Origin of the sequence: Bacteroides celer (genome assembly GCF_002632415.2) — a bacterium.
Lineage (GTDB): Bacteria > Bacteroidota > Bacteroidia > Bacteroidales > Bacteroidaceae > Bacteroides.
The window spans coordinates 5,585,935-5,600,227 of sequence record NZ_CP178209.1 but is presented as its reverse complement, the minus strand read 5'-3'; the positions used below and the strand labels follow the sequence as shown (position 1 = coordinate 5,600,227).

Annotated in this window: 12 protein-coding genes, 1 tRNA gene and 1 pseudogene; 7 read left to right on the top strand and 7 right to left on the bottom strand. The window is 40.2% G+C overall.

Going from position 1 to position 14,293, the window contains the following annotated elements; translation table 11 throughout:
• Positions 1-55 precede the first annotated feature (55 nt).
• Positions 56-1,597, top strand: a complete 1,542-nt coding sequence (locus CJF29_RS22340; RefSeq protein WP_008649185.1) for a DUF5723 family protein — start codon at positions 56-58, stop codon at positions 1,595-1,597.
• A gap of 127 nt (positions 1,598-1,724) precedes the next feature.
• Here CJF29_RS22340 and CJF29_RS22335 read toward each other — a convergent pair whose 3' ends face one another.
• Positions 1,725-2,654 (bottom strand): magnesium transporter CorA family protein, encoded by a 930-nt coding sequence (locus CJF29_RS22335; protein WP_008649186.1) that lies wholly within the window; start codon positions 2,652-2,654, stop codon positions 1,725-1,727.
• Between the two features lie 347 nt (positions 2,655-3,001).
• Between CJF29_RS22335 and gpmI the strand changes: the two genes are divergently transcribed.
• The 3 genes and pseudogenes from gpmI to CJF29_RS22320 all read left to right on the top strand — a co-directional run bounded on the left by gpmI (position 3,002) and on the right by CJF29_RS22320 (position 5,267).
• Complete coding sequence (gpmI, locus tag CJF29_RS22330; RefSeq protein WP_099146869.1) at positions 3,002-4,516, top strand: 2,3-bisphosphoglycerate-independent phosphoglycerate mutase; 1,515 nt, start codon at positions 3,002-3,004, stop codon at positions 4,514-4,516.
• Between the two features lie 24 nt (positions 4,517-4,540).
• Positions 4,541-4,657 (top strand): annotated as a pseudogene (locus CJF29_RS22325) (four helix bundle protein); the annotation flags it as partial.
• Positions 4,658-4,685: 28 nt separating this feature from the next.
• Entirely contained in the window at positions 4,686-5,267 is a 582-nt protein-coding gene (locus CJF29_RS22320) for a DUF3109 family protein (RefSeq protein ID WP_008649198.1), read from the top strand.
• Positions 5,268-5,684: 417 nt separating this feature from the next.
• Here the strand turns inward: CJF29_RS22320 and gyrB are convergent, their stop codons facing one another.
• The 3 genes from gyrB to CJF29_RS22305 all read right to left on the bottom strand — a co-directional run bounded on the left by gyrB (position 5,685) and on the right by CJF29_RS22305 (position 8,210).
• A complete protein-coding gene (gyrB, locus tag CJF29_RS22315) occupies positions 5,685-7,643 on the bottom strand; it encodes a DNA topoisomerase (ATP-hydrolyzing) subunit B (RefSeq protein ID WP_074558273.1) in 1,959 nt (652 codons plus the stop codon).
• A 198-nt stretch (positions 7,644-7,841) separates the two neighbouring features.
• Positions 7,842-8,096, bottom strand: a complete 255-nt coding sequence (rpsT, locus tag CJF29_RS22310; protein ID WP_004298235.1) for a 30S ribosomal protein S20 — start codon at positions 8,094-8,096, stop codon at positions 7,842-7,844.
• Positions 8,097-8,138: 42 nt separating this feature from the next.
• Positions 8,139-8,210, bottom strand: a tRNA-Glu gene (locus tag CJF29_RS22305).
• A gap of 421 nt (positions 8,211-8,631) precedes the next feature.
• Between CJF29_RS22305 and recO the strand changes: the two genes are divergently transcribed.
• The 3 genes from recO to CJF29_RS22290 all read left to right on the top strand — a co-directional run bounded on the left by recO (position 8,632) and on the right by CJF29_RS22290 (position 11,733).
• Positions 8,632-9,360, top strand: a complete 729-nt coding sequence (gene recO, locus CJF29_RS22300) for a DNA repair protein RecO (protein ID WP_004298226.1) — start codon at positions 8,632-8,634, stop codon at positions 9,358-9,360.
• 185 nt (positions 9,361-9,545) lie between these two features.
• Positions 9,546-10,499 (top strand): hypothetical protein, encoded by a 954-nt coding sequence (locus tag CJF29_RS22295; protein WP_099146878.1) that lies wholly within the window; start codon positions 9,546-9,548, stop codon positions 10,497-10,499.
• Between the two features lie 7 nt (positions 10,500-10,506).
• Positions 10,507-11,733, top strand: coding sequence for an acyloxyacyl hydrolase (locus CJF29_RS22290; protein WP_099146868.1), 1,227 nt, complete (start codon positions 10,507-10,509; stop codon positions 11,731-11,733).
• Between the two features lie 43 nt (positions 11,734-11,776).
• Here the strand turns inward: CJF29_RS22290 and CJF29_RS22285 are convergent, their stop codons facing one another.
• The 3 genes from CJF29_RS22285 to CJF29_RS22275 all read right to left on the bottom strand — a co-directional run bounded on the left by CJF29_RS22285 (position 11,777) and on the right by CJF29_RS22275 (position 13,956).
• Positions 11,777-12,532, bottom strand: a complete 756-nt coding sequence (locus tag CJF29_RS22285; protein ID WP_074558277.1) for a hypothetical protein — start codon at positions 12,530-12,532, stop codon at positions 11,777-11,779.
• A gap of 80 nt (positions 12,533-12,612) precedes the next feature.
• A complete protein-coding gene (locus CJF29_RS22280; RefSeq protein WP_074558278.1) occupies positions 12,613-13,338 on the bottom strand; it encodes a DUF5036 family protein in 726 nt (241 codons plus the stop codon).
• A gap of 30 nt (positions 13,339-13,368) precedes the next feature.
• A complete protein-coding gene (locus tag CJF29_RS22275; protein ID WP_074558280.1) occupies positions 13,369-13,956 on the bottom strand; it encodes a hypothetical protein in 588 nt (195 codons plus the stop codon).
• Positions 13,957-14,293: the final 337 nt, after the last annotated feature.

Below are 14,293 nucleotides of genomic sequence, written 5' to 3'. Positions count from 1 at the left end.
TTATTGAAATGCTATATCTTTGCGAACAATAATAAGAATTAAAAAGTTTAAAATCATGGCAACGAACAAGCTATTATGGTCTTCTAAGCTCATTGGGGTATTTTTTATTATGTTGGTTTGCACTCTTTCTGCAAATGCACAGTTTTTACGTACTTCCTATTTCATGGAAGGTACTCACTATCGTCAACAACTGAATCCGGCTTTAACACCGACTAAAGGTTACTTCAATCTTCCGGTGATCGGTGCTGTCAATGCAACGGTTGGTTCTACTTCGTTAGGTTATCAGGATATCATTGACATTATTGATGATGGCGATGATTTCTACACTAAACCGGATTTCATGAATCGTCTGAAAGATAATAATAAACTGAATGTAAACTTCAGTACAGAAATTCTTTCTGCAGGATGGTATAAAGGAAAAAACTTCTGGTCATTCAATATTGGTCTTCGTACAGATATTGGTGCTAACCTGACAAAGAATATGTTTACCTTCTTGAATGAGATGGAAACAGTTGAAGAAAACTGGAGAAATAGTAACTATGATATTAGTGGTCAGCAATTGAATATCAATGCTTATACTGAAGTTGGTTTAGGACTTTCACGTCAGATTAATAACCGTTTGACGGTTGGTGCTAGAGTGAAAGCTTTATTGGGTATTGGCAACATGGAGTTGAAACTTAATAAAGTTGCGATGAATGCTAATTTGCCTAGTGATGCCCGTATTAATCAATTACAGGATCCAGCATATTTATCTAGTTTGGGTGTTGACGATATTACGAAGTTAAGAAGTGAAATTGAGGGCTACCATGCTAATCTGGCAGTAGATGCTCATTTGGAAAGTTCTTTCAAAGGATTGAATTTGAAAAAGGAAGATGGACAGGATTATATTAGTGATTTCGAATTTGAGAGCAAAGACATGGGAATCGCAGGTTACGGCTTCGGTATTGACTTGGGAGCGTCTTACAAGATTATGGATAATCTGACTGTATCTGCTTCTATTTTGGACTTGGGGTTTATATCATGGTCGAAAAGTAGCACTCAAATAGCTAATGCTAAAGCAGCAGGCATTGATATGAAGGGAAGTGACTACACATCAGGTATTGATCCTAATAATATCCCTGGAAGTATTACTGCTATTGAAAATAACATAAAGGATTTGCAGACGGATGCTAATGGATATATGGAGCGTGTTAGTGGCGGTGACGTACTTGACTATGAAATGTTGCAACTTAGAACGGAAGAAGCAAGCAAGTCCCGTAAATCTCGTCTTGCTTCTACCCTAGTATTAGGTGCAGAATATGGATTCTTCAATAACAAATTAGCAGTAGGTGTATTGTCAACAACTCGTTTTGTACAGCCTGATGCTCTTACAGAATTAACATTCTCTGCAAACTACCGTCCGAAAAGCTGGTTCAATGTAGCACTTAGCTACTCAGCTATCCAGTCAGCAGGTAAATCTTTCGGTCTGGGTCTGAAATTAGGTCCTCTGTTTGTCGGAACTGACTATATGTTCTTAGGTAAGAACTCTAACTCTGTGAACGGATTCGTTGGAGTTTCTATTCCGTTGGGCGGAAGAAAAGCAAATAAAGAAGGATAAGATATTTTAATTTCTCTCTCTAAACATTCTCTTTTAATTAATTCTCTATCGAATAAAAAACGTATAATTTACAGTTTACCGTCTTAGAGTCCTCTAAAGGATCACAGATGGTGAGCTGTTTTTTGTATTAGAACCATTTTATCTTCCGGAATATCACAAATGCAAGAGTTGACAATCCAATGGAGAAGAGTACAATCAAAGAGAAAGCGAAGGGTACCTCTTCCAGATGAATATCCACATTCATACCATAGAAACTGGCAATCAATGTCGGGAGCATCAGGACGATGGATAAACTTGTCATACGTTTCATGATCGTATTCACGTTATTGGAGATAATAGAGGCAAAAGCATCCATTGTTCCCGTGAGAATATCACTGTAAATATTCACCGTGTTAAGTGCCTGTTTCAATTCGATAATAACATCCTCCACAAGTTCTGTGTCCAGATAATCCGTATCCTGGAAGATAGTTCTTAACTTTCCTATCATTACTTCATTTCCGCGGATGGAAGTGTTGAAGTAGACAAGTGTTTTCTGCAGTCTCATCAGCCGGAGCAGGTCCTCGTTGCGGATGCTTCGCTCCAGTTCCTTTTCTGCGGCGCTGATGTCTATGTTTATCTGCTTTAGATACTTCAGGAACCACACGGCAGAAGAATAGATGATCCGGAGAATCAGATCCAGTTTGTTGCGCACAACAATCCCTTTTCGGCGGGTGTGTTCAATAAAATCCGGTAATAGATCAGTGTTATGATAACAGACGGACACAATGATCTCATTGTTGGTGATGATACCAATTGGTACGGTGCTGAAAGGCAGAGTGCTGTTTTGCGCAATCTGTACAGGGATACGAAGAATGGTCAATAGCCAGTTACCTTCCGTATCCGTACGCGGACGTTCGTCCGTATCGGCTATGTCATTAAGAAATGATTCGGGTACGTTGAGAGTTTGAGTTAGAAATTCAAAGTCATCGTTATTCGGGCATACTACATTTACCCAGCTGTTAGGAAGCCATTGAGCTTTTTCCACAAAGCCAGCTTCACAATAAAGATACGTTCTCATCTTATTGCCTCCTTTCGTTTGTTTGACACGAGCAGAGGCATCAGGTTTCAATGACTCTGTTCGCTTTAATTAATACTAGTTGTGCACGTTCGCGGGTTTGAATCGTCCATATTTCTATGATTTTATTTTTAAAGCGATGCAAAGGTACGGAAAAATGAAGTAGGTTCCGCCTTTTGTATCGTGTTTTTCGATCAATATATTGAAAGTACTTTTACAAAGTAAGAAAAACATCCATAGCCTGGTGCACTTCTGCCCTGTAACTTAACATAGATTAAACGTTTACGTAACCATCTTTTTTGTACCTTTGCGCCCGAAAATCAGAGTGATAATTTAAATATTGAAATATTATGAGTAAGAAAGCCCTTTTAATGATCCTCGATGGTTGGGGATTAGGTGACCAAAAGAAAGACGACGTAATCTTCAACACGCCCACTCCTTACTGGGATTATCTGATGACTACTTATCCTCACTCTCAACTTCAGGCAAGCGGTGAAAACGTAGGTTTGCCCGACGGACAGATGGGTAACTCGGAAGTAGGTCACTTGAATATCGGTGCCGGACGCGTGGTTTATCAGGATTTGGTAAAAATCAATCGTGCATGTGCTGATAATAGCATCCTGAAAAATCCTGAAGTCGTTTCTGCTTTCTCTTATGCAAAAGAAAACGGAAAGAGTGTTCACTTTATGGGGCTGACTTCTAACGGTGGCGTACACAGCTCACTCGTTCATCTCTTCAAACTTTGCGATATCGCTAAAGAATATAACATCGACAATACATTTATCCACTGCTTCATGGATGGTCGTGACACTGACCCGAAGAGCGGTAAAGGCTTTATCGAAGAACTTTCTTCACACTGTGAGAAATCTGCAGGCAAGATTGCTTCTATCATCGGCCGTTATTACGCTATGGACCGTGACAAACGCTGGGAACGTGTAAAAGAAGCTTATGACCTGCTTGTAAACGGCATAGGTGAGAAAGCTACCGATATGGTTCAGGCCATGCAGGACTCTTATAATGCAGGTGTTACAGATGAATTCATCAAACCGATTGTGAATGCCAACTGCGACGGAACAATCAAAGAAGGTGATGTGGTTATCTTCTTCAACTACCGTAATGACCGTGCCAAAGAGTTGACTGTTGTATTGACTCAACAAGATATGCCGGAAGCCGGTATGCACACTATCCCGGGCCTGCAATATTACTGTATGACTCCGTACGATGCTTCTTTCAAGGGTGTTCATATCCTGTTTGACAAAGATAATGTATCTAATACATTGGGCGAATATCTTGCTTCTAAAGGCTTGAGCCAACTTCATATCGCTGAAACAGAAAAGTATGCACACGTAACATTCTTCTTCAATGGTGGACGTGAAACTCCGTTTGACAAAGAAGATCGTATTCTTGTTCCTTCTCCCAAAGTGGCTACTTATGACTTGAAGCCGGAAATGAGCGCTTTCGAAGTAAAAGACAAACTGGTGGCTGCCATCAACGAGAACAAATATGATTTCATCGTAGTGAACTTCGCTAATGGTGACATGGTAGGTCATACCGGTATTTATGAAGCAATCGAGAAAGCTGTTATTGCTGTAGATGCTTGCGTGAAAGATGTAATTGAAGCTGCCAAAGCACAGGATTACGAAGCAATTATCATTGCTGATCATGGTAACGCTGACCACGCTTTGAACGAAGACGGCACTCCGAACACTGCTCACTCTTTGAACCCTGTTCCTTGTGTTTACGTAACTGAGAACAAAGCTGCGAAAGTAGAAAACGGTCGTCTGGCAGATGTTGCTCCGACTATTCTCAAGATTATGGGGCTGGCTGTTCCGGCTGAAATGGACGGAAAAGTGTTGATAAATTGAGAATTGAGAATTAAAAATTAAAAAATGATAGCTAAGAATAATGCTATTCATGTTAAATCGTATGCGTTTGCTATTCGTATAGTAAACGCATACAAGTTTTTAGTAGGATCTGAAAAAGAGTTTGTTTTATCAAAACAATTATTTCTCAATTTTTAATTCTCAATTTAAGATGATACAAATAGGTGATGTAGTAGTATCTCTTGATGTATTTCAGGAGAAGTTTCTTTGCGATCTGGGTGCCTGTAAGGGTGCTTGTTGCATTGAAGGTGATGCCGGTGCTCCGGTAGAGCTGGATGAGGTGATGGAGTTGGAAGAAGTTTTGCCGGTTATCTGGGACGAACTGGCTCCGGAGGCACGTGCGGTGATTGAAAAGCAAGGGGTGGTATATACGGATCAGGAAGGTGATTTGGTGACTTCTATTGTCAATAATAAGGACTGTGTGTTTACTTGTTATGATGAGAACGGTTGTTGTTATTGCGCAATCGAAAAGGCCTATCGAGCGGGAAAGACTGCTTTCTATAAACCGGTGTCCTGCCATCTTTACCCTATCCGGATTGGAGATTACGGACCTTATAAAGCGGTGAATTATAATCGTTGGGACATATGCAAAGCAGCGGTTTTGCTGGGAAAAAAAGAGAATCTTCCCGTATATCAGTTTCTGAAAGAGCCTTTAATCCGTAAGTTCGGTGAAGAATGGTACAAAGAACTGGTTACTGTTGCCGAAGAACTGAAAAAGCAACAATATATTTAAATTCTCTTCCGGTTCTTGCGTATGCAATATACTTGATATAGTAAAATACACAATGCGATTATTATTCCGCATGCCGGTATCATCCATACTTCCGGATGAATAATAATCAAGAAGATACAAGTGGCGATCACACAGGAAGTCAATACAATAAGAAACAACCTGATCTTTGCAAATAACGGATTAGGAGCAGTAGTTTTCATTTTCATAGTTATGTTTTCTTTGCTTTTTATGCAAGATAGTGATTTTGTATGGAAAACGTTTCTGCTGTTAGCTTTTATTAAGAGATAGGCAGTTGAACTATTCGAGCATAAAGACCCTTTGGGCAAAAGAAAAACGCCGATCGAAGGATGTTCCTTCGCCATCGGCGTTTCCTCGTTGTAAGATGTGAGGTTGGTTTATAAAACGTAATTATTTAAATTATGTGTCGATATTTGCATACGTTGCATTTTCTTCAATAAACTCGCGGCGTGGTCCTACATCTTCACCCATTAACATAGAGAAGATATAATCGGCTTCTGCAGCGTTGTCAATATTTACTTGTTTCAACATACGGTTTTCGGGGTCCATAGTTGTTTCCCACAATTGCTGTGCGTTCATTTCACCCAAACCTTTGTAGCGCTGTGTATGAACAGCACTTTCCGAACCGCCACCGTAAGTATCGATAAACTTCTGGCGTTGTGCATCTGTCCAGCAATACTCTTCTACTTTACCTTTTTTGCAGAGGTAGAGCGGGGGAGTAGCGATGTACAAATAGCCATTCTGAATAATCTGTGGCATATAGCGGAAGAAGAACGTCATGATCAGTGTGTCGATGTGAGAACCATCGACGTCGGCATCGGTCATGATGATGATCTTGTGATAGCGCAGCTTTTGGATATTCGCTTCTTTGCTGTCCTCGTCAGTTCCGATAGTAACACCGAGGGCTGTGTAGATGTTACGGATTTCATCACTTTCCAAAGCCTTGTGATACATGGCTTTCTCTACGTTCAGAATCTTACCGCGCAATGGGAGGATAGCCTGGAACATACGGTTACGTCCCTGCTTGGCAGTACCACCTGCCGAATCTCCCTCGACGAGGAATAATTCACATTTCGTTGCATCCTTATCCGAACAGTCGGCCAATTTACCTGGTAGACCGCCTCCTGACATTGGGGACTTGCGTTGTACCATTTCACGGGCTTTTCTTGCTGCATGACGTGCGGTAGCGGCGAGAATCACCTTGTCTACAATCGTTTTTGCTTCCTTCGGATGCTCTTCCAGATAATATGCCAATACTTCCCCCACTGCCTGGTCGACAGCGCCCATCACTTCGTTGTTACCCAACTTCGTTTTAGTCTGTCCTTCAAACTGTGGTTCTTGCACTTTTACGGAGATAACGGCAGTCAAACCCTCGCGGAAGTCATCTCCCGAGATTTCAACCTTCACTTTTTCCAGCATCTTGCTGTCTTCGGCATATTTCTTCAACGTACGGGTCAGCGCACGGCGGAAACCTGCCAGGTGTGTACCACCTTCAATGGTGTTGATATTGTTAACGTATGAGTGAACGTTTTCGGAGAATCCGGTATTGTACATGATAGCCACTTCAATAGGGATTCCCTGTTTTTCCGAGTTCAGATAGATAACGTCGTTAATCAAGTGCTCGCGTGAAGACTCGATAAAACGTACAAACTCTCTCAAGCCTTCTTCTGAATAGAACTGCTCACCCTTGAAGCTTCCGTCTTCGTTCACAACTCGACGGTCGGTCAGGGAAATACGGAGACCAGCGTTCAGATAAGCTAATTCACGCAGGCGTGAAGCCAGAATCTTGTAATCGTATACCGTTTCTGTAAAGATGGTATTGTCCGGCCAGAATTGTTGGCGGGTTCCCGTGATGTCGGCTGTACCGACTTCTTTTACAGAGTAAAGCGGTTTACCGATCTCGTACTCCTGCTGGTAGATTTTGCCATTACGGAATACTTGCGTAGTCATGTGGGTAGACAGCGCATTTACGCAAGACATACCTACACCGTGCAAACCTCCGGATACCTTGTAAGATCCTTTGTCGAATTTACCTCCGGCGTGCAGTACAGTCATGGCAACTTCCAGTGCCGACTTCTTTTCTTTCTCGTGATAGTCCACCGGAATACCGCGTCCGTTGTCCTGTACTGTGATTGAATTGTCTTCGTTGATTATTACTTCGATATGGTCGCAATATCCGGCCAATGCTTCGTCGATAGAGTTGTCAACGATTTCGTATACCAAATGGTGAAGTCCCTTGACGCTGATGTCACCAATGTACATCGCAGGGCGTTTTCTTACTGCTTCAAGACCTTCCAATACCTGGATACTATCCGCAGAATAAGACCCGTTATTGGGAGTGATTTGTTCTTCGCTCATAATTGCCTTTCTAACTTTAATAACAGAGCAAATATAGTGAAAATTGTCGACTTGACGAAGAATAATCAGTGAAAAATAAAGAATGTGAGTGGATTCTCCGCTATCTTGATAAGTTTGATATTCAATGGGTTATAAACAAGAAAGGCCGAACTTAAAAGTTCAGCCTGGATGCTATGTAGAATTATAAAATTCTTTCTATTAAGCGAGCTTGTTGATGTAAAGAGCTAACTTAGATTTCAGATTGCTAGCTTTGTTCTTGTGAATAATATTCACCTTAGCCAACTTATCCAACATCTTTGTAATGCCTGGGTACATTGCAACTGCTTCTGCTTTATCAGTAGTTGCACGAAGCTTTCTAACAGCATTTCTCATGGTCTTGCCATAATATCTGTTGTGAAGTCTTCTAGTCTCTTCTTGTCTGATTCTTTTCAGTGATGATTTATGATTTGCCATCTCGACTAATCTATTTTTTTAGTTCTTTATTCTTTTAACTTGTAGCCCGTGGGGGAATCGAACCCCCCTTTCAAGAATGAAAATCTTGCGTCCTAACCGATAGACGAACGGGCCATCCTATTGTTGCATTTCTGCGTTTTGCTTTCTCGAATCTGTGTTTGTTTCTCGATTGCGGATGCAAAGGTAGGAACTTTTTTGAAACTGACAAATGATTCATGGGAAAATTTTCGTGGAATATGTATTTTTTTTCAAAGTAACCTTCGTTTTGCGTTGATATTCAATGGGATATAAGCTTTTGCTTTTTGTAAAAAAGCGTCTTTATTATGTAAAACCTTCGAGGAACTGTTTTTGAATATACCTTATTATATATAATGAAATACAATCTATGTGCTTATGACTCTTTTTATAGCTGGCTATAATAATGTATTGTTGAAGCATGATTTCTTTTTTTTTGTTGTTAATGCCTTTAAAAACTCTCTGATTACTATCTATTTTTTGTAGTTTTGCTTCGGATTGGAAACGAGGTTATTTGGTTATGTTGCAAAAAACGAAAGGAATAGTTCTTCATACATTAAAATACAATGATACTTCTATCATTGTAGATATGTATACAGAGTTGTCCGGCAGGGCTTCTTTCCTTGTAACAGTACCCCGTTCACGGAAGGCGGCTGTAAAATCCGTACTTTTCCAACCGTTGTCTTTTATCGAGTTCGAGGCCGACTATCGGCCCAATGCAACACTCTATCGTGTGAAGGAAGCGAAATCCTTTTATCCATTTTCTTCCATACCTTATGATCCGTATAAGTCTTCGATGGCACTTTTCTTGTCGGAGTTTCTTTACAGGGCTATCCGGGAGGAGGCGGAGAACCGTCCGTTATTCGCCTATCTGCAACATTCTATCATTTGGCTGGACGAGTGTGGAGAGGGATTTGCCAATTTCCATCTGGTTTTCCTGATGCGTCTTTCGCGTTTTCTGGGGCTTTACCCGAATCTGGAAGATTATCATACCGGCGATTACTTCGATTTATTGAATGCCTGTTTCACTTCCATTCGTCCCCAGCTACATTCTTCTTATATCAATCCTGAAGAGGCCGCCCGTCTCCGTCAGTTGATGCGCATGAACTATGAGACCATGCATCTTTTCGGTATGAGCCGTGCGGAGCGTACTCGCTGCCTGACGATCATGAATGATTATTATCGTTTGCATCTGCCGGACTTTCCGGCATTGAAATCACTGGAGGTATTGAAAGAACTGTTTGATTAATTAGTAACTTCTCTCCATCTGCTTGCTATATATTGTTTTAGCTCCGTTTTAGCGTCCGCCACTGTATATGGTAATTAATCAGGTGATAATAACACTTCTTAATGTGGGTTTGTATGCTGTTCCTGAAAATATATGTTACTTTTGTCCGTAGAGAATAAAAGAGCATGAACAAGAGAGAAAACAATATGAAAAGATTCCTATACCTGACAATCTGTCTTCTCATCCTGGGGGAGTTTTATGGTTGTAACGGAGACGTGTTTGTCGATGACTTCCGTCCTTCCGATTCCGAACTGATGCTGGACGGGAACGGGGATGTTGCCACTATTCAATTTGCAGCTGCCAATTGGGATTGGTTAGCAATGTATACAGCTTCCGGTCTTCCCATTCAATATAAAGTATATGATGCGGACAATCGCCTGGTAACAAATGATCAAGGTCCATTGCTGAACGGATTAGGCAAGATTGTGTGTGTCGGGGAGATGATTGATTTCACCATCGAACGTGTTCATCCCGAAGAAGTGAAGATAACGGTGGGCGAGAATGCCCTTTCCGCTCCTTTTCAATTTCAGCTCACGGCAAGCAACGAGTATGAGTGGCAGGAGATACACGTCGAGATCTCTCCGGCAGACAGATATGTAATGGATAGTATTATTTATTCTTTGGATGCATATTCCTACGATCCGGAAAACAAGATAGAGAAAAAAGAAGGTGTCTCCTTTCATAACTTAACAGATGTTTCGTCTACATACACGTTTTTTCCTTTCGAGTCTTTTTACCATTTTATGAGATTCAAAAGCGATGTGCCCGAAGCTTTTCAACTACTGGGTGAAGCTGGTCTGACAGTGGAAATACCAAGCATGAAAGAGGGGTATTTAGTGATGAACGGCAAACGGGTGCCATTTATTTCTGAGCAACAAATGTTGCCTTGCCCCAATACAGAACAGAAAGAAGACATAATTCCTCCCCGAACTTCTCGATATTACACCTTATCGATGGTGTATGATTGGCTGGAAACGAGATATACCCTCTATGTTTCTCACTCCAAAACCAAGAAACAACGAATCATAACCGGCACGTTACAAAGCAGAATGCCTGTAAAATATAACATAACACACAAGGATATCCCTTTCAATAACTAGCATATCAATGATTAGAAATAGGAACTCCGTACGGTTGCTGTGCATCCTTTGCCTCCTGGTACATCCGGCAATCAACGCAAATCTGGAAGCCCAGACAATCATCGGACAACGGAACGATAGCGTCAGCCATCCCCTGATCCGCCATCAACTCGGCTTCGACATTCGCCCGGGCTATATCGTCTCCACCCATAGTTTTCTGCAAGGAGACAATGTGCAACAAAAGAAAATCGACCAATCGCTTTCCTTCCATTTCAAGTACGCTTTCAGATTCAGCAAAGAATCCAATCTCGGCAGGCTCTTTCCTCATACTTATCAGGGTATTGGCGTTTCCTACCATACCTTCTTTAGTCCCGTTGAATTGGGAAATCCGGTGTCGGTATACGCTTTTCAAGGGTCACGTATCGCGCAACTGTTGCCCCGCCTATCGCTCGATTATGAATGGAACTTCGGAGCTTCTTTTGGCTGGAAGAAATATGACGAACTATCCAATCCGCAAAACGTGTTGGTTGGCTCCAAGATCAATGCATACATCAATCTCGGCTTTTTGCTGAACTGGCAAGTTCACAGGTATTGGAAACTGGCGGCAGGCGTAGATCTCACCCATTTCTCCAATGGAAACACGCATTATCCTAATGGCGGTCTTAATGTTATTGGAGGAAGAATCGGCATCGTACGTGCTTTGGGCGCGGATGAGGCGCCCGGTTCCATCACTCCCGGATGGCTCTTTATAAAGCCTCACGTCAGCTATGACTTGGTGATTTACGGAGCCACCCGCAAAAGAGGACTGATTGGAGACGATGTGTCGAGTCTGATTCCCGGTTCGTTCGGAGTGGCGGGCGTCAATTTCGCCCCGATGTATAATTTCAATAACTATTTTCGGGCAGGGCTTTCTGCAGATGCGCAATATGATGAGAGTGCCAATCTTAAGGAGTATAGAGTGGGCGAGTTCTACTCGGGTGATTTGAAGTTTCATCGTCCTCCTTTCCGTAAGCAATTTGCCATGGGGTTATCTCTTCGGGCAGAACTGGTGATGCCTGTTTTCTCTATCAATGTCGGCGTCGGTCGGAACCTGATATACAGTGGGGATGATACAAAAGGGTTCTACCAGATTCTGGCTCTCAAAACTTATGTCACCCGGCATTTGTTTTTGCACGTGGGATATCAGTTGAGCAAGTTTAAAGACCCCAGCAATCTGATGCTGGGACTTGGATATAGATTCCATGACAAACGATGAAAGGGCAATCTTCGTTTGTTAATAACCTCCTTTTTCAATTTGATTAAAATGTAAGTCCTCCTAATTGGATTATTCCATTATCTTTCCAAATATAATTAACTTTTACTTCTGTGATACCGGCGTCAGGATATCGTTGCTGATATTCTGCTGTTTTATCACTCTGTAGGATATATCCGTATCCCAATGATATTCCTGTAGCAAATTTAAAACCGAACTTCTCTGCTTTATCGTCATACATTAAGGTTAAAAAGGTAATATTCCATTCGTATGTGCCTTCTCTGAATATTCCCGAATCAGTTTTCATTGTGAACTTTTTGGTTTCCTGGTTGAATGTATAAGTAGCACCAATGAATGGTTTATCTTTTTCTCGTAACTCAATTTCTATCTCTGGGGGGATTCTTAGATCCACTGCTTTTATTATTACTCCCGGATAATCAGGGTTACCTTTTAGCGGAATTCCCCAGTTGACAATTTCCGGACTGTTGAAGTATTTGACATATACGGAGATTTCACATGCTATCTTATTATTGTCGGTATCGATAAGTCGTATCATGGTGTTCCCACTTTTGTAGGTAGTGATATATACGCTCATTTCGTCAAGAGTTGCAGTCGCAATTTCTTGATTTTCTGATTCTAACCTATAGTTGTGCTCTGTTAAGTCTGTTTCTATAATGACATGCCATGTGTCTCCTTCCCATATAGAGACTGATTTCTTTTCGACTTCGTATGGCTCCTCTTCAGAGCAACCATACGAAGATGCCAGTAATAATACAATTAGCAAAAGTCTATTGATTCTCATACTTTTAAATATTTTTTATAAATATATGCTAATATGGGAGATAATCCCTTTGTTTTACCGGGTAATAAAGTCTTTATTGCTTATTCCACGTAGACTTCTACGACCGTAAAGACATTGTTTGAACGGATATAAAGGTCAAATGTTCCATAAGGTCCGTTGACTATGTCAGGTGCTTTAGTTAGGGTTATTCTTAATTTGTTATTGGCAGATGTTACATTTAAGCCTTTTTTCCCTGCGCTATGTTCTTTCAAGAAAAACTCAATATTTTGGGGTAATGCTAATTCAACCGTTTCACCTATACGGTGAAGACTTCCAATACCATACCTATATGCAGGCAACCCATTATTGTTAGGGAAAACAGATATATATTTTACAATTGCACCGATAGTCATGTCACTATTTACTATTTTAGATACAACATAGGCTTGATAATAACTTGCTTCTACTTGAATAGCGTGATTGCCTGACGGGAAATCTATAAGTGTATTTTTATCAAAAATCTGATAAATATGTCCGGGCGTAACCGCTACTTCGTGTGTGAGGTTGGTTAATGAGGGTAGAATATCTGCTCCAACTCCTGCGCCATTTCCTACGTCAGAAATGAAATTAGAAGATGTGACGAAGTTATTAGCTTCATTGATATAAGTTTTTGATTCACCTAAATCGGTTTTTCCATTATGCTCATTAAGCATATTGAGTGTGATGGTATCTGCCGGATCATCTGGCGTGTCATCATCACTACAATTAACGAAACACATAGTACAAAGGGATAACAAGAAAATCCCAACTATTTTTTTTGTATTCATTTCTTTTTAATTTTTTGATTTATCAGGAACTTAGTTTGACTTGGTGCTTACAAATATTTTATCGATATAATAGTCAATACTCTTTGAAGCATTGCGGAATAATAGTTGAAGCTTGTATTTCCCTTTAGGATATTCTTCTTGAGAAGGTAAAAAGAATCTTATTTTGACACTTTCATGAGAAGGTATTAAATATCCAAGATCATTTTTTACATAATTATCCGGATAAACTAAAGGAATCCATGAATTATTACTTTCTCTATAGTGCAAGAAAGTATTGCTAATATAGATAATTGTATCGTTTGTATTATTAGTAATTTCTGTTTTCAAGAATCCGTCTTTTGAGCAGGGGTCTTTTAATAAAAAGCACACTTTTATATGCTCATTTTCTCTTGTAATAAATTCTTTCCCTTGCATTTGTTTTTCTTCTACAATCGTTTCTCCTGGCTCGATGGAATTAATGAAATGTGATATATCCATTTTATATGAATTAAGAGAGTCGATACTATTCTCATAATCAAGGTTCACAGTATTTCTTGAATTACTTGTTTTATTATGACAACTGATTAACATGAATAAAACGATTCCATTGGTTATCAAAATAGATATTAATTTGAGCATAAGTTAAATATGAAATGAACTAGATAAGTTACTTATCCAACCCATTTGTGAATATTATTTAAAATGGGCGTTTAATTTTGATGCTATATTATCAACCTTAACAAATATAGATGTAAAAGTTATACTTCCTTTAGATCTATACTCTGATAGATTGTTAGCTTTCATTGTCATGAATGAAATACTAATTAATACTAATTAACAATAGTGCAATACTTAGTAACTACTCAGGTATCTTTTCCTGAAAATTGAAAAAGTAATCCAAACTCTCTTACCTGTTGAAATGTATCTGATAACTTTATGCCAATCCCCTTTCTCTATTATCCCCTAGATATTACTT